This window comes from Bacillus sp. B15-48 (genome assembly GCF_016879755.1).
Classification (GTDB): domain Bacteria; phylum Bacillota; class Bacilli; order Bacillales; family Cytobacillaceae; genus Mesobacillus_B.
The window spans coordinates 972,927-991,897 of the sequence record NZ_WOFU01000001.1 but is presented as its reverse complement, the minus strand read 5'-3'; the positions used below and the strand labels follow the sequence as shown (position 1 = coordinate 991,897).

General features: G+C 43.1%; 22 protein-coding genes. All 22 read left to right on the top strand.

Features of this window, described 5'->3' with window-relative positions:
* The 22 genes from GNT69_RS04475 to nuoK all read left to right on the top strand — a co-directional run bounded on the left by GNT69_RS04475 (position 1) and on the right by nuoK (position 18,898).
* Complete coding sequence (locus tag GNT69_RS04475; RefSeq protein WP_203553962.1) at positions 1-555, top strand: TIGR01440 family protein; 555 nt, start codon at positions 1-3, stop codon at positions 553-555.
* Between the two features lie 248 nt (positions 556-803).
* The gene (gene glyA, locus GNT69_RS04470) at positions 804-2,045 is read left to right on the top strand and encodes a serine hydroxymethyltransferase (RefSeq protein ID WP_203553731.1); all 1,242 of its coding nucleotides are present in this window, start codon (positions 804-806) and stop codon (positions 2,043-2,045) included.
* Positions 2,046-2,252: 207 nt separating this feature from the next.
* Positions 2,253-2,882, top strand: coding sequence for a uracil phosphoribosyltransferase (upp, locus tag GNT69_RS04465; protein ID WP_203553730.1), 630 nt, complete (start codon positions 2,253-2,255; stop codon positions 2,880-2,882).
* A gap of 699 nt (positions 2,883-3,581) precedes the next feature.
* Positions 3,582-5,714: a S8 family serine peptidase gene (locus GNT69_RS25820; RefSeq protein ID WP_481747600.1), complete on the top strand. Its 2,133-nt coding sequence runs from the start codon at positions 3,582-3,584 to the stop codon at positions 5,712-5,714.
* A gap of 242 nt (positions 5,715-5,956) precedes the next feature.
* Positions 5,957-6,181, top strand: a complete 225-nt coding sequence (locus tag GNT69_RS04455; RefSeq protein ID WP_203553728.1) for an AtpZ/AtpI family protein — start codon at positions 5,957-5,959, stop codon at positions 6,179-6,181.
* A gap of 2 nt (positions 6,182-6,183) precedes the next feature.
* Positions 6,184-6,558, top strand: a complete 375-nt coding sequence (locus GNT69_RS04450) for an ATP synthase subunit I (protein ID WP_203553727.1) — start codon at positions 6,184-6,186, stop codon at positions 6,556-6,558.
* Between the two features lie 22 nt (positions 6,559-6,580).
* Positions 6,581-7,294, top strand: a complete 714-nt coding sequence (gene atpB, locus GNT69_RS04445; RefSeq protein WP_203553726.1) for a F0F1 ATP synthase subunit A — start codon at positions 6,581-6,583, stop codon at positions 7,292-7,294.
* 72 nt (positions 7,295-7,366) lie between these two features.
* Positions 7,367-7,579, top strand: coding sequence for a F0F1 ATP synthase subunit C (atpE, locus tag GNT69_RS04440; RefSeq protein WP_203553725.1), 213 nt, complete (start codon positions 7,367-7,369; stop codon positions 7,577-7,579).
* 152 nt (positions 7,580-7,731) lie between these two features.
* Positions 7,732-8,256 (top strand): F0F1 ATP synthase subunit B, encoded by a 525-nt coding sequence (gene atpF / locus GNT69_RS04435; RefSeq protein WP_203553724.1) that lies wholly within the window; start codon positions 7,732-7,734, stop codon positions 8,254-8,256.
* Positions 8,253-8,789, top strand: a complete 537-nt coding sequence (locus tag GNT69_RS04430) for a F0F1 ATP synthase subunit delta (RefSeq protein WP_203553723.1) — start codon at positions 8,253-8,255, stop codon at positions 8,787-8,789. Before atpF ends, GNT69_RS04430 begins: the two co-directional genes overlap by 4 nt.
* Positions 8,790-8,814: 25 nt before the next feature.
* Positions 8,815-10,323 carry a F0F1 ATP synthase subunit alpha gene (atpA, locus tag GNT69_RS04425; protein WP_203553722.1) on the top strand — a complete coding sequence of 503 codons (1,509 nt, stop codon included), beginning with the start codon at positions 8,815-8,817 and terminating at the stop codon, positions 10,321-10,323.
* An 80-nt stretch (positions 10,324-10,403) separates the two neighbouring features.
* Entirely contained in the window at positions 10,404-11,264 is an 861-nt protein-coding gene (gene atpG, locus GNT69_RS04420) for an ATP synthase F1 subunit gamma (protein ID WP_203553721.1), read from the top strand.
* A 40-nt stretch (positions 11,265-11,304) separates the two neighbouring features.
* Positions 11,305-12,726 carry a F0F1 ATP synthase subunit beta gene (gene atpD, locus GNT69_RS04415; RefSeq protein ID WP_203553720.1) on the top strand — a complete coding sequence of 474 codons (1,422 nt, stop codon included), beginning with the start codon at positions 11,305-11,307 and terminating at the stop codon, positions 12,724-12,726.
* A gap of 22 nt (positions 12,727-12,748) precedes the next feature.
* The gene (locus tag GNT69_RS04410) at positions 12,749-13,156 is read left to right on the top strand and encodes a F0F1 ATP synthase subunit epsilon (RefSeq protein ID WP_203553719.1); all 408 of its coding nucleotides are present in this window, start codon (positions 12,749-12,751) and stop codon (positions 13,154-13,156) included.
* A 296-nt stretch (positions 13,157-13,452) separates the two neighbouring features.
* Positions 13,453-13,830: an NADH-quinone oxidoreductase subunit A gene (locus GNT69_RS04405; RefSeq protein WP_275411164.1), complete on the top strand. Its 378-nt coding sequence runs from the start codon at positions 13,453-13,455 to the stop codon at positions 13,828-13,830.
* Positions 13,821-14,333, top strand: a complete 513-nt coding sequence (locus GNT69_RS04400) for a NuoB/complex I 20 kDa subunit family protein (RefSeq protein ID WP_203553718.1) — start codon at positions 13,821-13,823, stop codon at positions 14,331-14,333. The genes GNT69_RS04405 and GNT69_RS04400 overlap by 10 nt, the downstream gene beginning before the upstream one ends.
* Before the next feature lie 3 nt (positions 14,334-14,336).
* On the top strand, positions 14,337-15,479 hold the full coding sequence (locus GNT69_RS04395) for an NADH-quinone oxidoreductase subunit C (protein ID WP_203553717.1): 1,143 nt from the start codon (positions 14,337-14,339) through the stop codon (positions 15,477-15,479).
* Between the two features lie 3 nt (positions 15,480-15,482).
* Positions 15,483-16,586, top strand: a complete 1,104-nt coding sequence (locus GNT69_RS04390; protein ID WP_203553716.1) for an NADH-quinone oxidoreductase subunit D — start codon at positions 15,483-15,485, stop codon at positions 16,584-16,586.
* Positions 16,586-17,599 carry an NADH-quinone oxidoreductase subunit NuoH gene (gene nuoH / locus GNT69_RS04385; protein WP_203553715.1) on the top strand — a complete coding sequence of 338 codons (1,014 nt, stop codon included), beginning with the start codon at positions 16,586-16,588 and terminating at the stop codon, positions 17,597-17,599. Before GNT69_RS04390 ends, nuoH begins: the two co-directional genes overlap by 1 nt.
* 53 nt (positions 17,600-17,652) lie before the next feature.
* Complete coding sequence (nuoI, locus tag GNT69_RS04380; RefSeq protein WP_203553714.1) at positions 17,653-18,072, top strand: NADH-quinone oxidoreductase subunit NuoI; 420 nt, start codon at positions 17,653-17,655, stop codon at positions 18,070-18,072.
* On the top strand, positions 18,069-18,596 hold the full coding sequence (locus tag GNT69_RS04375; protein ID WP_203553713.1) for an NADH-quinone oxidoreductase subunit J: 528 nt from the start codon (positions 18,069-18,071) through the stop codon (positions 18,594-18,596). The genes nuoI and GNT69_RS04375 overlap by 4 nt, the downstream gene beginning before the upstream one ends.
* On the top strand, positions 18,593-18,898 hold the full coding sequence (gene nuoK / locus GNT69_RS04370; protein ID WP_203553712.1) for an NADH-quinone oxidoreductase subunit NuoK: 306 nt from the start codon (positions 18,593-18,595) through the stop codon (positions 18,896-18,898). The genes GNT69_RS04375 and nuoK overlap by 4 nt, the downstream gene beginning before the upstream one ends.
* Positions 18,899-18,971 lie beyond the last annotated feature (73 nt).

The window sequence follows — 18,971 nt, the reverse complement described above, 5'->3', positions numbered from 1 at the left end:
ATGATGGATCAATGGGAAGTCGAGTTTAACGCGATCCTTTCAGAATTTAAAGAAATAGTGAAGTTGAGCAAGCGTCATTGTTTAGTAATCGGCTGCAGCACAAGTGAGATTATCGGCAAGAAAATTGGCACACAAGGCTCAGAAGAAGTGGCGTCATTATTGTTTCGCCAGCTGCAAAGCGAGGTAGAAGCTGAGCTTGCTTTTCAATGCTGCGAACATTTGAACCGTGCCCTTGTTGTCGAAAGAGCGACGGCAGAGCGCCTGCAGCTTGAAGAGGTGTCAGTTGTTCCTGTCCGCACAGCCGGAGGAGCAATGGCTACATATGCTTATCATAAAATGAAAGACCCTGTCGTTGTTGAATTTATTAAGGCGGATGCAGGAATTGACATCGGTAGTACTTTTATCGGCATGCATCTTAAACATGTCGCGGTACCCGTTCGTGTCACGCAAAAAACGGTCGGGGATGCCTTCGTCACATTGGCAACGACGAGGCCAAAGCTCATCGGCGGCGTCCGGGCTGTGTATGAAAAGCGGAAAGAAAACGAATCATGTTAACAAAGGCTCCTCGGTGGAGCTTTTTTACTAAGGGAAAACACGAACATTAATTAAGTATTTTGCCGGATTAATATTTATTTGAATTTTGTTTTGGCTAAAAAACGCAAAAGTAAGCGTTTTTTTATAAAAATCACGAAAATTTATTGTTTTCATGCTTCCTTTTTATACAAACATCGGCTACAATAAAAATGAATTTTCACACTATACGAACGTAAAAAATGACTTATTTTATAATTAGGGGGATTACAATGAAGCATCTTAAGGAGCAGGATTCAAAAGTATTTGAAGCGATTCAAAAAGAATTAGGACGTCAACGCACGAAAATCGAGTTAATTGCCTCTGAAAACTTTGTTTCAGAAGCAGTGATGGAAGCGCAAGGATCAGTGTTAACGAATAAATATGCGGAAGGCTATCCAGCAAAGCGTTATTATGGTGGCTGTGAATACGTCGATATTGTTGAAGATATCGCTCGTGATCGCGCAAAGGAAATCTTCGGAGCGGAGCATGTTAACGTTCAACCCCACTCTGGTGCACAGGCGAATATGGCGGTTTATTTTACGATTTTAAATCAAGGCGACACAGTGCTTGGAATGAACTTGTCTCATGGTGGACACTTAACACACGGAAGTCCAGTAAACTTCAGTGGTGTTCAATACAACTTTATTGAATACGGCGTAGATGAAGAAACACATCTCATCAATTATGATGATGTTCGTCAAAAAGCACTTGAGCATAAGCCGAAGTTAATCGTTGCTGGTGCAAGTGCCTACCCACGTGAAATTGATTTTAAAAAATTCCGTGAAATTGCTGATGAAATCGGTGCATACTTAATGGTCGATATGGCGCATATCGCTGGTCTTGTCGCTGCAGGTTATCATCAAAATCCAGTTCCTTATGCTGATTTTGTGACAACGACAACACATAAAACGCTTCGCGGACCACGTGGCGGAATGATTCTTTGCCGTGAAGAATTTGCGAAGAAAATTGATAAATCGATCTTCCCTGGAATCCAAGGTGGACCGCTTATGCATGTCATTTCTGCGAAAGCCGTTGCTTTTGGCGAAACACTTCAAGAAAGTTTTAAAGAGTATGCGGGCAATATCGTTGCCAATGCGAAGCGCCTTGCAGAAGGACTGCAAAAAGAAGGCATTACGCTCGTTTCTGGCGGAACAGACAATCACTTAATTTTGATCGACACACGCTCACTTGATTTAACTGGAAAGGTCGCTGAGCATGTCCTCGATGAAGTTGGGATTACAGTGAATAAAAATACGATTCCATTTGACCCTGCAAGTCCATTCGTTACAAGCGGGATCCGCATTGGAACAGCTGCTGTAACTAGCCGTGGCTTCGGACTAGAAGACATGGATGAAATTGCGTCAATCATTGCCTTTACACTTAAAAACCATGACAACGAAGAAAAGCTAGCAGAAGCAAGCAAGCGCGTTGAAGACTTGACTTCGAAATTTGTACTTTACCCTGAATATTAATAGGCATACGCGGTTCTCTCGTTTGGGAGGGCCGTTTTTTTATTTTTTATAACAAATCCAGAAATTTGCTTGTATTTGTTTTAAATTTTCACAAATAATAAAATAGGTATTACGTTGTTGCTCTTACAGCTGTTTTTCTGTAAAATTAGACGAAGTGTTTACATAAAAGGACAAAATTCTACATAGATTTCTAAAGGAGAGATAACGATGGCAAAGGTGTATGTATTCGACCACCCGCTGATTCAACATAAACTAACGTATATTCGTGATAAGCAGACTGGAACAAAGGAATTTCGTGAACTTGTCGATGAAGTGGCAACGTTGATGGCATTCGAAATTACTCGTGACATGCCGCTGCAAGACATTGAAGTGGAAACGCCCGTTCAGAAAACGACGTCTAAAGTCCTCTCTGGTAAGAAAATCGGTCTTGTCCCGATTTTACGTGCGGGAATCGGCATGGTTGATGGCATTTTGAAACTGATTCCAGCAGCAAAAGTTGGACATATAGGTCTCTATCGTGACCCAGCAACGTTAAAGCCGGTGGAGTATTATGTGAAGCTCCCAAGTGATGTGAAAGAGCGTGATTTCATCGTTGTTGATCCGATGCTTGCAACTGGAGGTTCAGCGATTGAAGCGATCACGAGCCTGAAAAAGCGCGGCGGGAAACATATTAAATTTATGTGCTTAATTGCAGCTCCTGAAGGGGTGGAAGCATTGAAAGAAGCACATCCAGATGTGGATATTTACATTGCGGCCCTCGACGAAAAGCTGAACGACCACGGTTATATCGTCCCAGGTTTAGGAGACGCGGGAGACCGTTTATTTGGTACAAAATAAAGAATCCTTTTTAGGGTTCTTTTTTTCATCTTAGGAAAAACCTCATTTACTTATAGTAAGGTTCCCCATAGTGCATCAAAATGAGATTGTTCAGTTAACAAACTAAAAATTTAAATCAAAGTAACCTTTAATATCCCGTTTTATTCCACACATCCGTTCAAACAGACGATTCTTTTCTTCAAGGTTCCGAGTCAACTTCTCTGCAAGGAGACTGAGTAACAAATGAATCTAAAATAAGCGGAGATTTTCCGCTTATATGTATAATCAAGGGTGTTTTCAGGGGAAATAAGGGGAGGTTTTCCGCTTATGCAAAGCAAAACCCCTTATTTTCATCCTTTTTGAGTCAATAAGCGGAATCTCTCCGTCTATTAGGGCTATTTTCAATGCCACCTGCTAATTAAGGGGAATTTCTCCGTCTATTTTTCTGGATTCGCTCCCTGACACAAACACCCCACCCTGAAACTGGAAATTAAACCCAGACCTACTACTACCAGTCATCCCGAATGAAGCGACAATATGAATAGGAAACAAATATTTCAGTTAATAAATAAAATTATGAAAATTCATTCGCAATAAACAAGTAATTTACCGGATAAAACACAAGTATATTCTGCTTATGCTTCGCTCATTCTAAGGATAAAAGCGGGTGACATGATGGCGAAAATCATATGTAAAGCAGTGCTTGTTTGGTTGTTTTTTATGGTGGGCACGGCAAGTGCAAATCCGGTTGCCATTGTGTTGACGGAGGAATTCCAAACAAAAGCGGCGATTGAAAAACAGCTTGCCGCCCACCCCGATCTAAAGTTACGAAGAATTTATATGCATGCGATACCAGGTTATTCGGTGGAAGGGCCATCCGAGGCAATCGAGAAAATCACAGGCGCCAAACTCGTTTCTCCAGTACAATCGTATAAAGTTGAAAAGCAATTAACAGGCAATATTGACTGGATTGGCGGTAACATCGTCCGTGGATATTTCGATGAGAATGGTCAACGGTTAACGGGCAAAGGAATGAAAGTCGGTGTGATTGATACAGGGGTTGACTATGAGCATCCAGATTTACACCGTAATTACCGTGGTGGACATGATTTAGTCGACGAAGACGATGACCCAATGGAAACAAAAGGAACACACGGAATGGGAACTTTGCATGGAACCCATGTCGCTGGTGTGATTGCCGCAAATGGGCGGATGCTTGGAGTTGCACCTGATGCAGAAATTATTGCCTATCGAGCACTTGGGCCCGGGGGAATGGGAACGACAGAGCAGGTACTTGCTGCGATTGACAAAGCAATTGAAGACAAAGTCGATATTCTTAATTTATCGCTAGGCAATGAAATTAACGGTCCAGATTTACCGATTTCTTTAGCTATAAATAAAGCGGTCGAAAAAGGGATTGTCGCCGTGACCTCTTCAGGGAATTCGGGACCGAATAAATGGACGGTCGGTTCCCCGGGGACAGCATCAAAAGCGATTTCAGTTGGTGCATCGACTCCGCCGTTGAATATCCCCTATTTATCGCTCTCAAATAAGCAAGCAAATATTCGTCTTGAACCGTTGATGGGCTCGGAAAAATGGCGGTTTGACCGCAGTCTTGAAATCGTCGATGGTGGCCTTGGTCAAAAAAATGAGCTCACTGGAGCGAAGGGAAAATTAGTTTTGCTAAAAAGAGGCAAGCTCACTTTTACTGAAAAATCGAGGAACGCCTATGAAGCAGGGGCAACGGGAGTCATCATTTATAACAATACAGATGGCGGGTTTTTAGGAAATCTTGATGAACGACTGGAGATTCCGGTCGCTTCAATTACGCTAGCAGAAGGAAAAAGAATGAAAAAGGCGATGAAACAAGGCAAGCTATATGCACGGATGGAATTAATTGAGGAAAAAGACATTCTTGCTGATTTTAGCTCACGAGGTCCCGTGACGGTTACGTGGGAAATTAAACCGGATGTAGTTGCTCCAGGAGTCGCAATTGAAAGTACCGTTCCAGGCGGTTATCTCTCTTTGCAAGGAACGAGTATGGCCGCTCCACATGTCGCCGGAGCAAGTGCCCTCATTAAACAAGCCCATCCTGACTGGAGTCCGGAACAAATTAAAGCGGCATTAATGAATACCGCCGTTTCAATAAAAGATCGCAATGGCCATGAGTATCGGACTTATGAACAAGGAGCTGGCCGAATTCAAATTGAAAAAGCGGTCAGAGCAGAGACCCTTGTTCTCCCATCGTCCTTGCATTTTGGCAAGTTTCGGTTAAAAGATCGCTTGCATCGCCATAGTGCGGTCATTGAAGTGCAAAACCATAGCGAAAAGACGAAAAGGTACTCATTTGCCATTCCGAAGCAAGCGAAGGGAATTAATTGGGAACTTCCGATTGGCTTTGAGTTGAAGCCAGGTGAAAAGAAAAAAGTGAATATCAGTATGATTGTCGATCCAGCTGCATTTAAGCAAAAGCTTCATGACGGCTTCCTTATTTTAAATGATGGAACAAGTAAAATGAGCATTCCGTATTTATATGTGCTCGAGGAACCGGATTATCCAAGAGTAATGGGCTTTGCCTTGGCGCCAGCAGATAAGCCGGGCTATTACCGTTACGAAGTTTATCTTCCTGGCGGGGCGGAGGAGTTCGGGATTGCCTTGTTTGATCCGGATGATCATCGCTTTATTCGTTTCCTTGATCATAAAACAAACGTAAAAAAAGGGTTGCTTGAGCAAGAAATCGCACCGGAAGATTTGCCGCCAGCCGGTGGGTATTTAGCAAAAGTATTCGCGAAAAAAGCAGGTCAGGAAGATCGGGTGGATACTTCGGTGTTCATTATACCGAACGAGGGGTAAATAAAAAAGTTGACAAACTCGTATAGAAAAAAATGGAAGACATTACCCTTGTAAGGTAATGTCTATTTTTGTCAGAATTTATGAAATGTATGTGAATTTTTTTGCGACGAATGGATTGACATTGACAGGTTGCTATTGTATGCTTACAAAGGATGTAAATGGGAAGGTTTTCAGTACATAATACGTTGGTGTTACTAGCATTCTGCCACATAACCTTCGCTATAAATAAGGATTGATTTTTGATGCAACAAAAGAACAATCGTCCTTTTCAGGCAATCGCGTTATCGTCTGCTATTCTATCACAGTTAGCAGGATCCACCCTAATCGGTATTTTTGTCGGAAGGTGGCTTGATGGGAAATGGAGCAGTAACCCTCTTTTTCTGATAATTGGGATTTTTATAGGGTTGGCAGCAGGTGTTTATGGCGTGTTGACCACGCTTCGTCATTACTACTCGGGGGACAAATAATAATGCAGGAATGGCAGCAGTTGACTATACGATATCGCAAATACATGTTTTATTTGCTGGCATTATACGTTCTAGGGTGGGGATTCACCTCTTATCAACCTGTATTTGCAGGATTGATTTTGGGGACAAGTCTCGGTTTTTTTAATATGTGGCTGTTAGCGAGAAAGACGAACACGCTTGGACAGGCTGTAACATCTGGGACAACCGTTCGAACATTGGGTACATTATCAAGGATGGCGACGGCTGTGTTAGCGGTAATCGTTGCGTTAAGATACCCGGATATTTTCCACTTCATCAGTGTGATTATAGGATTAATGACTTATGTAATTGTCATTATGATAGATTTATTTTTTCATTCAATTCTTATACGTAAATAGCGGGGAAGAGAGGTGAATACGTTTGAATCATACAGCTCCTATGTATGAGTTTATGGGCCTTTGGTTTAACCTTTCGAATGTCCTGATGATTACAGTTGCCAGTGCGATTGTGTTTCTCATCGCAGTGCTCTGCACCAGGAAACTTGCGATGAAACCAACTGGAGCTCAAAACTTTATCGAGTGGGTCATGGACTTCGTTCGAAATTTAGTTAAAAGCAATATGGACTGGAAAACAGGTGGAAGGTTTCATCTTTTAGGCCTGACCTTAATAATGTACATATTTATATCAAATATGTTAGGGCTTCCGCTCGCCGTTGTTGTTAACCACGATTTATGGTGGAAATCGCCTACAGCGGATCCAGTTATCACCCTTACACTTGCCGTAATGGTTACAGCGTTATCGCATTATTACGGTGTCAAACTAAAAGGGATGAAGGGCTATGCAAAAGGATTTGTCTCACCAGTCGGATTCTTATTGCCCTTGAAAATCATTGAAGAGTTCTCAAATACTCTGACTCTCGGGCTCCGTCTTTACGGGAACATTTATGCTGGGGAAATTTTACTAGCATTGCTCGCCGGGTCATTGGCGATGTCTGGTGCCGCTGGACTCATCGTCGCAATAGTGCCTACCATCGTGTGGCAAGCATTCTCAGTCTTTATCGGTTCTATCCAAGCATTTATCTTTACATTGTTAACAATGGTCTATATATCTCATAAAGTTAGTGATGACCATTAATATATTTAACCCGTTCATTTAATGAACATCTATCCCATAAAAAATACATTTAATTCTTGAGGAGGAAAATCAATGGGTGCAATAGCAGCAGCAATAGCAATCGGTTTAGCAGCATTAGGTGCAGGTTTAGGTAACGGTATGATCGTTTCAAAAACAGTAGAAGGAATCGCACGCCAGCCAGAGGCTCGCGGAATGCTTCAAACAACAATGTTTATTGGGGTTGCCTTCGTAGAGGCGATTCCTATCATGGCGGTTGTTATCGCGTTTATGGTAGTTGGCCAATAACGATAAGAATTTTAACGATGGCGAAGATCACATAAACAGGAGCTTCGCCATTCCTTTATGCCCTAGTGAGGCATTGAGCAATTTTAAAAATCATTAGTTAACATATTGTGATTCTCTTAAAGTGAACGACTACTGAAGGGAGTGAACCTGGAGTGAGTGCAGATTTATTCGTATTAGGGGCATCAGGCCAATTTGAATTAAATACTGGAGATATCCTTTTCCAATTGGCGATGTTCTTAATTTTGATGGCATTATTGAGAAAGTTTGCATGGGGCCCATTAATGGGAGTCATGCAAAAACGTGAAGACCATATCGCAGGTGAAATCGATTCGGCAGAAAAAAGCCGTACCGAAGCTGAAAAATATTTAGAAGAACAGCGTGCGCTTTTAAAACAATCGCGCCAAGAAGCACAAAGTTTAATCGAAAATGCGAAGAAACAAGCGGACATCCAGCGTGAGGAGATTCTTGTTCTTGCACGTACGGAGTCAGATCGTTTGAAAGAATCAGCGAAGCTTGAGATTGAACAGCAGAAAGAACAAGCCGTTGCGGCGATTCGTGAGCAAGTGGCGACATTGTCTGTCATGATTGCTTCGAAAGTAATTGAAAAAGAATTGAATGCAACAGAGCAAGAAAAGTTAATCAATGATTATCTTAAAGAGGCAGGGGAAGACCGATGAGCAACCCGCAAGTAGCGAAGCGCTATGCTACGGCGCTCTTTCAGGTCGCAAGTGAGCAAAGCCTGCTTAATACAGTCGAGGAAGAGCTTCGGGTTGTGAAAGAAGTATTCAACACGAACCCAGGTCTAATCAAAACATTAAAAGCACCAAAATTATCAAAAGAAAAGAAGAGAGAGCTCCTGCAAACAGCTTTCGCTTCTGCAAGTGTGTATGTTAAGAATTTACTTTTCCTTTTGGCTGACCGTCATCGTGAAGAAATCATTCCACAAGTGGCTGATTATTTCATTGAGTTAGCTAATGCAGAAAAAGGAATTGCTGACGCTAAAGTATACAGTGTCCAGCCGTTAACGGATGGTCAAAAAGAAGCCCTTTCATTGGCTTTTGCACCAAAAGTTGGCAAAAAGGCACTTCAAGTTGAAAATATTACAGACTCCAATTTGCTTGGCGGTGTAAAACTTCGCATCGGCAACCGTATTTATGACGGGTCCTTGCGCGGTAAACTCGATCGTCTAGAACGCAAATTGTTAAGCTAAGATTTCGTAGATAGGGGTGAAACTCATGAGCATCAAAGCTGAAGAAATTAGTGCGCTGATAAAGTCGCAAATTGAGAATTATCAGGCGGAAATTCAAGTAAGTGATGTAGGTACAGTCATCACCGTTGGTGACGGTATCGCACGTGTTCATGGTCTTGACAATTGCATGGCCGGTGAACTTGTTGAATTCTCTAATGGCGTTATGGGAATGGCGCAAAACCTTGAAGAAAATAATGTCGGGATCATCATTCTTGGACCTTTCACAGAAATCCGTGAGGGAGATGAGGTCCGCCGTACAGGCCGCATCATGGAAGTTCCAGTGGGAGAGGAATTAATTGGTCGTGTCGTAAACCCACTTGGACAACCAGTTGATGGCATGGGTCCAATTAATACAACAAAAACTCGTCCAATCGAATACTCTGCACCAGGCGTTATGGACCGTAAATCCGTTCATGAGCCGTTACAAACAGGGATTAAAGCGATTGATGCCCTCGTTCCAATCGGACGTGGTCAGCGTGAGTTGATCATCGGAGACCGTCAAACCGGGAAAACATCTGTCGCAATCGATACAATTCTGAACCAAAAAGATGAAAACATGATTTGTATTTACGTGGCTATTGGTCAGAAGGAATCAACAGTGCGTGGTGCTGTTGAAACTCTTCGTAAGAATGGTGCGCTAGATTACACAATCGTTGTTACGGCAGCTGCATCACAACCGGCACCACTTTTATACTTAGCTCCTTATGCTGGGGTTTCAATGGCAGAAGAGTTCATGTATAACGGGAAACATGTGCTCGTTGTTTATGATGACTTAACAAAACAAGCTTCTGCTTACCGTGAGCTTTCATTATTGCTTCGTCGTCCTCCAGGTCGTGAAGCATATCCAGGGGATGTATTCTACATTCACTCTCGCTTGCTTGAGCGCGCAGCAAAGTTAAGTGATGCAAAAGGTGCTGGATCAATTACAGCATTGCCATTTATTGAAACACAAGCTGGTGACGTTTCAGCTTATATTCCAACAAACGTTATTTCGATCACAGATGGACAGATTTTCTTGCAATCTGACTTATTCTTCTCTGGTGTTCGTCCAGCGATTAACGCTGGTCTTTCCGTATCCCGTGTAGGTGGATCGGCGCAAATTAAAGCAATGAAAAAAGTTGCTGGTACATTGCGTCTAGACTTAGCTTCCTTCCGTGAGCTAGAGTCCTTCGCACAGTTCGGTTCTGACCTTGATGCGGCAACACAAGCTAAACTAAACCGCGGTGCTCGTACCGTTGAAGTGTTAAAGCAAGATTTAAACAAACCAATTCCTGTTGAGAAGCAGGTTGCGATTCTTTATGCATTGACACGCGGGTTCCTTGACGATATTCCAGTTCAAGATATCCTCCGTTTCGAGAGTGAATATTATGCTTGGTTAGATGCCAACCGTAAAGAAGTGTTAGACCATATCAAGACGACGAAAGAACTTCCGAAAGACGAAGATATGGCCGCTGCAATCAATGACTTTAAGAAAACGTTCGCAGCTTCCGAGTGATAAATAAGGGGAAAAGCCGCCACCGTGCGGCCGCCCTCATTCATTCAGAATAATAATCTTTAAAAGGGTGGTGAGAACCAATGGCATCTTTACGCGATATTAAAAATCGGATCGTTTCGACGAAAAAGACAAGTCAGATTACAAAAGCGATGGAAATGGTGTCTTCCTCTAAATGGAGCCGTGGAGTGAGCAATGCGAAAGCATTTGTCCCTTATATGGAAAAAATTCAGGAAGTAACTGCTTCAATTGCCTTAGGAAGCCAGGATATTAATCATCCGATGCTGAACAGTCGTCCGGTCAAAAAGACGGGTTATTTGGTCATTACTTCAGACCGTGGACTTGCGGGTGCTTTCAACAGTAACGTCCTCCGTGAAGTATATCAAACGATTCAAAGTCGCCATAAGTCGAATGATGAATTTGCCATCATCGCCATCGGTAGAGTAGGTCGTGACTTCTTTTTGAAAAAAGGCATGAACGTCGTGCTAGAAATTATTGGAGTTGCAGACCAGCCATCGTTCAGCGAAATCAAGGATATTGCCAGCAGCACTGTTGGGATGTTCTCAGATGAAACATTCGACGAATTATATCTTTACTATAGCCATTACGTGAGTGCGATTTCACAGGTAGTCACAGATAAAAAACTTCTGCCATTAACGGATTTAGAAACTTCATCTGGACAATTGACTTCCTATGAATTTGAGCCAAATGCGGAACAGATTTTAGAGGTTCTCTTGCCTCAATATGCTGAAAGTTTAATTTACGGCGCATTGCTCGACAGCAAAGCTAGTGAGCATGCTGCTCGAATGAATGCGATGAAAAATGCAACGGATAACGCGAAAGATCTTATTGGTCAACTTGATCTTAGCTATAACCGTGCGCGCCAAGCCGCAATTACCCAAGAAATTACCGAAATTGTCGGTGGAGCCGCAGCATTAGAATAGAGACGAAATCATTGGAAAGAGTGAGTTAGGAGGGAACAAGATGAACAAAGGACGCGTTCTCCAAGTTATGGGTCCAGTTGTTGACGTGAAGTTTGATAGCGGACAACTTCCTGCGATCTATAACGCATTGAGGATCGATAAGAAAGCGCAGAGTGAATCTGAAGTTGATATCCATTTAACCCTTGAAGTTGCCCTTCATTTAGGTGATGATACTGTACGGACAATTGCGATGTCATCTACAGATGGACTTACACGTGGATCAGATGCAATTGATACTGGAGCACCAATTTCTGTTCCAGTTGGAGATATTACGCTAGGACGTGTATTTAACGTATTAGGTGAAAATATTGACTTAGATGAACCGATTGCTGCAGATGCTCGCCGTGATGGCATCCACAAGGAAGCACCTGTATTTGATGAATTATCAACAGAAGTTGAAATTCTTGAAACTGGAATCAAGGTCGTTGACCTACTTGCCCCATACATTAAAGGTGGTAAAATCGGTCTCTTCGGAGGTGCCGGTGTAGGAAAAACGGTTCTAATCCAGGAATTGATCAATAATATTGCCCAAGAGCATAGCGGGATTTCCGTTTTCGCTGGTGTCGGTGAGCGTACACGTGAAGGAAATGACCTTTACTACGAAATGACTGACTCAGGCGTTATTAAACAAACAGCGATGGTATTCGGACAGATGAACGAACCACCAGGTGCACGTATGCGTGTTGCTTTGACTGGTTTGACGATGGCTGAATATTTCCGTGATGAGCAAGGACAGGACGTTCTTTTCTTCATGGACAACATCTTCCGTTTCACACAAGCAGGTTCTGAGGTTTCCGCCCTTCTAGGACGTATGCCTTCAGCCGTTGGTTATCAGCCAACACTTGCAACGGAAATGGGTAAATTGCAAGAACGGATTACTTCAACGAAAAAAGGGTCGGTTACATCAATTCAAGCAATTTATGTACCAGCCGATGACTATACGGATCCAGCTCCAGCAACAACTTTCGCTCACTTAGATGCAACAACAAACCTTGAGCGTAAGCTTTCTGAGATGGGAATTTATCCTGCCGTGGATCCACTTGCATCGACATCACGTGCATTATCACCAGAAATCGTTGGTGAAGAGCACTACGAAATCGCTCGTCAAGTACAGTCTACGTTGCAGCGTTACCGTGAACTTCAAGATATTATCGCCATCCTTGGTATGGATGAATTGGGCGAAGAGGATAAGCAAATTGTTTATCGTGCTCGTCGTATTCAAAACTTCCTTTCACAAAACTTCCACGTGGCCGAGCAGTTCACTGGACAGCCTGGTTCTTACGTGCCTGTTAAAGAAACGGTTAAGGGATTTAAAGAAATTCTTGCCGGAAAGTATGACCACCTTCCAGAGGATGCATTCCGTCTTGTTGGTCGGATTGAAGACGTAATTGAGAATGCAAAACGCATGGGTGTAGAGGTTTAAAAACGGACCAGGAGGGTAAAAGATGAAGACGGTAAAAGTCAATGTTGTTACTCCTGATGGACCGGTTTATGAATCTGACGTTGAAATGGTCAGCACAAAAGCTCAAACTGGAGAGCTCGGGATTCTGCCTGGTCATATCCCGATGGTAGCTCCACTTGAAATCGGTGCGGTTCGCTTAAAGAATGGTGGAAATACTGATTATGTTGCCGTTAGCGGCGGTTTCTTAGAAGTCCGTCCTGACAAGGTTACGGTTCTGGCTCAAACAGCTGAGAGATCAGAAGATATCGATCTCGACCGTGCGGTGCGTGCAAAAGAACGTGCAGAAAAACGCCTGCGTGAAAAGCAACAGGAAAATGTCGATTTCACACGTGCCGAACTTGCTCTTCGACGCGCGATCAACCGGATTTCCATTGCGCAAAGAAAAATATAGACGATACCTACTAGAAGAGTGCCCAAAGAACGAGTTGGGCGCTCTTTTTTATTAAATTCTTTTGCTGGGCATAACGAAACAGATGATGCATAGGATGGGTAAGGACAGGGGATTTAGATCGAGATGATTTGTTTTCTTAGGATATAGAGTATTCAGAATATTTTTTCTAGTTATTTCCCACCAATGATTTGTGATAATGTGGTGGGCATATCGACACAAATTGTTAACAATGTTATAATTGTTTACGGTTACATAATATAAAAGTTCGACTATTTCACACCGATGGGGGGATAAGCATGGAACTGATGAATTTATATCAGAATAACTATTTAATGGTATTCGCGTTCCTGTGTCTCGGCGTATTATTACCTGTGGTCGCATTATTTGCCGCAAAGCTTTTACGGCCAAAGTACAAAGCAATTGATGCGAAGTACACCACATATGAGAGCGGAATTGAACCATTCCATGATGCACGGGTACAGTTCAATGTCCGCTATTATGTTTTTGCATTAATGTTTGTCATTTTTGATGTGGAAACTGTGTTTCTCTATCCATGGGCAGTCGCCTACGAAAAGCTTGGAATTTTTGCGCTAATTGAAATGCTCATCTTTGTTTTGATGCTTCTCATTGGACTCATCTACGCATGGAAAAAGAAGGTGCTAAAATGGATTTAAACTTGGAGTTTTTATCTGAAGATGAAATGGAAGAGGTTAGAAGAAATATATTTTTTGCAAAGCTGGAAGAGGTGAAAGGGTGGGCACGAAGTGCATCCCTTTGGCCAATGACATTCGGTTTGGCTTGTTGTGCCATTGAAATGATGGGAACGAGTTCTGCGCATTATGATATTGAGCGCTTCGGTACTTTCTACCGGAACTCGCCGCGTCAATCAGACGTCATGATCGTTTCAGGAACAGTGACAAAAAAAATGGCGCCGACGGTACGCCGTTTATATGATCAAATGGCTGAGCCAAAATGGGTCGTAGCGATGGGGTCATGCGCGACGGCAGGAGGACCATATATTAAATCTTACTCTGTTGTTAAAGGGGTCGACCAGATTGTTCCTGTTGATGTGTATATTCCAGGATGTCCACCGAACCCTGCCGCACTTATTTACGGGATTAATAAGTTAAAAGAAAAAATCCGTTATGAGGCGAAAACCGGGAAGAAGGTGATCTAACCGATGAGCGGGGAAAAGGATATTGAAAAATTAAAAAAAGAAGCGGCAGAAAAGGCGAAAGCAGCTGCCCTCGCGAAGAAGCAGGCAACAGAAAAGAAGGCGGAAACATCGTCAGACGAAGCTGATGATTTAGCAAAGAAAAAGGCCGCCGCCGTCGCAAAAGCACAAGCCGCAGCCGCAGCAAAGAAAAAAGCGATGGAGCAGGAAGCTGGCGGTGAGTCAACAGGAGACGAAGCCGATGATTTAGCAAAGAAAAAGGCCGCCGCCGTCGCAAAAGCAAAAGCCGCAGCCGCAGCAAAGAAAAAAGCGATGGAGCAGGAAGCTGGCGGTGAGTCAACAGGAGACGAAGCCGATGATTTAGCGAAGAAAAAGGCCGCAGCAGTCGCAAAAGCAAAAGCCGCAGCGGCAGCAAAGAAAAAAGCGATGGGGCAGGAAGCTGACGGTGAGTCACCAGGAGACGAAGCTGATGATTTAGCGAAGAAAAAAGCCGCCGCCGTTGCAAAAGCAAAAGCCGCAGCGGCAGCGAAAGCAAAGGCAGGCGCTAGTGGTGGAGACGATGCAAAAGCGAAAGCCATTGCCGCTGCAAAAGCAAAGGCTGCTGCAGCCGCGAAAGCAAAGGCAGGCGGATCGGCAAAAGCGGAAGCAGAGGCTGCGCCGCAGGAACCATCACCAAACCAAAAGTATTTAGATAAGTACGTAAAAATTATTCATGAACATTTAGGCGAGGATGTTTTGGAAGAGTTCTATATTAACAATCTATCAAAGGACGTTCCAACCCTCGTAGCGAAAAAGGAATCTTATTATAAAATTGCTGAGTTCCTTAAATTTAATGAAAGCCTTAGCTTTGATTATTTATCAGAAATACATGGGTCCGATTTTGAAACACATATGGAAGTGTATGCTCATTTTTATTCATATAAAAATCGACAATCGGTTGCCCTTAAAGTAAAACTTGACCGAGACAACGCTGAGATTGAATCGTTGGCAAACTTATGGGCTGGAGCGGATTGGCCAGAGTGCGAAGCCTATGATCTTCTGGGTATTCGCTTTAGCGGACATCCGGATTTGCGTCGAATCATGCTTGGAGAAGATTGGATCGGCCACCCATTAAGAAAAGACTATGAACCGTACGATGTGGAGGTATAGCCGGTGGTACAACGCACAGAAGAAATCCTTTTAAACGTCGGCCCGCAGCATCCGAGTACGCATGGGGTGTTCCGTCTTGTGTTAACAATTGACGGAGAGGTCATTACCCATGCCAAGCCGGTCATTGGTTACTTGCACCGCGGGACAGAAAAGCTAGCGGAAGATCTTCAATATACGCAAATCATTCCATACACAGACCGAATGGATTATATCTCAGCGATGCCGAACAACTATGTTCTCGTCCATGCGGTCGAAACGATGATGGACATCGAAATCCCAGAACGGGCCGAATACTTACGTGTCCTCGCAATGGAATTGAACAGAGTCGCAAGTCACTTGCTTTGGTGGGGGACATTCATTCTTGACTTTGGGGCAACGAGCCCGTTGCTCTATGCATTCCGCGAGCGCGAAATGATTCTCAATTTACTTAATGAATTATCTGGTGCCCGCCTCACTTACAATTATATGAGAGTAGGAGGCGTCAAATGGGATGCACCAGAAGGCTGGATTGAAAAAGTTAGAGACTTTGTTCCTTATATGAGAAAAATGTTAAAAGGCTATCACCAACTCGTATCAGGAAATGAGATTTTCCTTCACCGTACAAAAGGAGTCGGCACTTATTCGCAAGAAGATGCCATTAATTACAGCCTTAGTGGGGTAAACTTACGAAGCACAGGGGTGAAATGGGATTTACGGAAGGATGAGCCGTACTCCATTTACGACCGTTTCGATTTCAATATTGTTACCCGTGACGCGGGCGATGCCCATGCACGGTATGAGTGTAGACTAGAAGAAGTCGAAGAGTCATTGAAAATTATTGAACAAGCCGTCGAGCAATTCCCGAAAGATGGTCCGATTATGGCCAAAGTGCCGAAAATCATTAAAGCTCCTAAAGGGGAATCTTACGTGCGAATTGAAGCGGCACGTGGTGAAATCGGCTGCTATATTGCCAGCGATGGAAAAAAGGAACCATACCGCTTGAAATTTAGAAGACCGTCATTCTATAATCTGCAAATTTTGCCGAAATTATTAGTCGGACAAAATATTTCGAATTTAATCGCAATTTTAGGAGCATTCGATATTGTTCTTGGGGAGGTTGACGGCTAATGGTACAGGACCTTCTGCATTCTAGTCCGAGCTTAATGAATTTTGGAATATTCTTTGCCATGGCATTAGTGTTTTTGTTCGTGATTTTAGGATTTGTTACGTATGCGATCCTTGCAGAACGGAAAGTACTTGGTTTCATGCAAGGCCGGATCGGTCCAAACCAACTCGGTGGCCGCTGGGGACTTTTACAAACAGTAGCAGACGTTTTAAAACTACTTGTAAAAGAAGATTTAATCCCGAAGGCAGCCGATCGACCGTTGTTTGTCATTGCTCCGGTGATTGCGTTTGCGCCAGCTTTCTTAGTTATCGCGACGATTCCGTTTACGGAAAGTTTACAGTTCGCCGATCTCGGTGTTGGCTTGCTTTACTATATGGCAATTACTGGGATTACAGTTGTCGGGATATTAACCGGGGCGTGGGCATCAAATAATAAATATTCAATGCTCGGTGGAATGCGTGCCGCGGCGCAAATGGTCTCTTATGAAATCCCGCTCGTCATGAGTGTTCTTGGAATTGTCCTGTTAACAGGGAGCATCAATTTAAATGAAATTGTTAGCATGCAGGCAAGCAATGGCTGGTTTATTCTTTGGCAACCGCTCGCGTTTGTCGTCTTCTTCATCGCGGCGACTGCGGAATTGTACCGCGTGCCATTTGACTTAGCCGAAGCAGAGAACGAGCTTATTGCTGGTTTCCATACCGAGTATTCTGGCTTCCGTTGGGCGATGTTCATGCTCGCTGAATATGTGTATATGTTTGCAATGGCATCGTTGATCATCGTGTTATTCCTTGGCGGCTGGCTGCCACCATTTGAATTCCTAAGCTTTATTCCAGGAGCCGTTTGGTTCGCAATAAAGTTCGCACTCGTGACTTACGTGTTCTATTGGTTCCGTGCGTCATTCCCGCGGATGCGCCCAGACATGCTGATGGAATTTGCGTGGAAAGTGTTATTGCCGTTGGCGTTAATCAACATTTTCCTAACGGCTTTGTTAAAAGAATTGCTTTCGGTTTTTTAAAATAACGTTTAGCTGCTTTAGCCAGCTACGCTTTCTGATAAGGGGTGAAAAATGTGCTTGGATGGACAAAAGGTTTAGCTTATACCCTTAAAAATTTAACGAAGGAAAAAGTAACGTACGATTATCCGAATGAACCAATTCCATTACCGGACCGCTTTAGAGGGATTCAAAAGTTTTATCCGGAAAAATGTATTGTTTGTAATCAATGTGCGAATATTTGTCCGACAGATTGCATCCAATTAACAGGGAAAAAGCACCCGGACCCGACGAAAAAGGGGAAAATCATCGATACGTATGATATTAATTTTGAAATTTGTATCCTTTGCGATCTCTGTACAGAGGTCTGTCCGACAGAAGCAATTGTCATGACCAATAATTTTGAACTGGCCGAATACAGCCGCGATGATTTATTTAAAAATTTAGAATGGCTCGATGAAAATGACGAGAATGTACGGAAGGTGAATAAGCCATGACCTTTTCAGGCGAATTTTTCGCATTTTTCGCACTTGCTTTAGTTGCGATTGTTGGCGGTGTGTTGTTACTGAACTTAAGAAAAGTTGTTCACATGGTAATCGCGCTCGTCTTTACATTTTTAAGCATCGCTGGCATTTATATTCTCCTTTCGGCAGAATTTCTCGGCGTTGTTCAAATTATGATTTACTCTGGTGCCATTACGGTTATCCTGCTTTTCGGAATTATGCTGACGAACCATAATGATGAAGATGAAACGACAACGAAAACTCCTAGATGGAAAAAAGTATGGCTCATTCTCGGCGTGCTTGCCTTTGGTGCCGTGTTCTATGTCGGCATTTATAATCTCGACTTTGGCGGTCCGCCAGCTGATTTGCATGTGAATAATACGGAGCAAATTGGGATTTTGCTCTTCTCAGAATACATTATTCCATTTGAATTAATGTCCGTCCTCTTGTTAGTTGCCTTTGTAGGAGCGATCATTCTTTCAAAGAAGGATGAAGATGAGGAGGCGGATAAGGAATGAATCTTTCAGCTTTTTTAACGCTTGCTTTGATTCTGTTTTGCATTGGCCTATACGGTGCCTTGACGAAAAGGAACACAATCATCGTCTTGATTTCGATTGAGTTGATGCTAAATGCGGTGAGCATTAATCTTGTTGCCTTTAGTAAATTCGGAATGATTCCGTCGATTACTGGTCAAGTGTTTGCGGTCTTTGTCATTGCCGTCGCTGCCGCAGAAGTGGCAGTTGGAATTGCGATTTTATTAGCATTGTACCGCAATCGGAAAACCGTCAATATTGATAAAATGAACGAGTTGAAACATTAATCGTAATCAAGTGAATCAGTTGAATCAAAAATGTATGTGAAATAGTAAAAACACAGTTATAAGCCCCACAAAA

Bases quoted from the DNA above. Each gene is read 5' to 3' on its own strand.
- GNT69_RS04475 (WP_203553962.1), top strand. From the start codon at position 1: ATGATGGATCAATGGGAAGTCGAGTTTAACGCGATCCTTTCAGAATTT.
- glyA (WP_203553731.1), top strand. From the start codon at position 804: ATGAAGCATCTTAAGGAGCAGGATTCAAAAGTATTTGAAGCGATTCAA.
- upp (WP_203553730.1), top strand. From the start codon at position 2,253: ATGGCAAAGGTGTATGTATTCGACCACCCGCTGATTCAACATAAACTA.
- GNT69_RS25820 (WP_481747600.1), top strand. From the start codon at position 3,582: ATGGTGGGCACGGCAAGTGCAAATCCGGTTGCCATTGTGTTGACGGAG.
- GNT69_RS04455 (WP_203553728.1), top strand. From the start codon at position 5,957: ATGCAACAAAAGAACAATCGTCCTTTTCAGGCAATCGCGTTATCGTCT.
- GNT69_RS04450 (WP_203553727.1), top strand. From the start codon at position 6,184: ATGCAGGAATGGCAGCAGTTGACTATACGATATCGCAAATACATGTTT.
- atpE (WP_203553725.1), top strand. From the start codon at position 7,367: ATGGGTGCAATAGCAGCAGCAATAGCAATCGGTTTAGCAGCATTAGGT.
- GNT69_RS04430 (WP_203553723.1), top strand. From the start codon at position 8,253: ATGAGCAACCCGCAAGTAGCGAAGCGCTATGCTACGGCGCTCTTTCAG.
- atpA (WP_203553722.1), top strand. From the start codon at position 8,815: ATGAGCATCAAAGCTGAAGAAATTAGTGCGCTGATAAAGTCGCAAATT.
- atpG (WP_203553721.1), top strand. From the start codon at position 10,404: ATGGCATCTTTACGCGATATTAAAAATCGGATCGTTTCGACGAAAAAG.
- atpD (WP_203553720.1), top strand. From the start codon at position 11,305: ATGAACAAAGGACGCGTTCTCCAAGTTATGGGTCCAGTTGTTGACGTG.
- GNT69_RS04410 (WP_203553719.1), top strand. From the start codon at position 12,749: ATGAAGACGGTAAAAGTCAATGTTGTTACTCCTGATGGACCGGTTTAT.
- GNT69_RS04405 (WP_275411164.1), top strand. From the start codon at position 13,453: ATGGAACTGATGAATTTATATCAGAATAACTATTTAATGGTATTCGCG.
- GNT69_RS04400 (WP_203553718.1), top strand. From the start codon at position 13,821: ATGGATTTAAACTTGGAGTTTTTATCTGAAGATGAAATGGAAGAGGTT.
- GNT69_RS04395 (WP_203553717.1), top strand. From the start codon at position 14,337: ATGAGCGGGGAAAAGGATATTGAAAAATTAAAAAAAGAAGCGGCAGAA.
- nuoH (WP_203553715.1), top strand. From the start codon at position 16,586: ATGGTACAGGACCTTCTGCATTCTAGTCCGAGCTTAATGAATTTTGGA.
- GNT69_RS04375 (WP_203553713.1), top strand. From the start codon at position 18,069: ATGACCTTTTCAGGCGAATTTTTCGCATTTTTCGCACTTGCTTTAGTT.
- nuoK (WP_203553712.1), top strand. From the start codon at position 18,593: ATGAATCTTTCAGCTTTTTTAACGCTTGCTTTGATTCTGTTTTGCATT.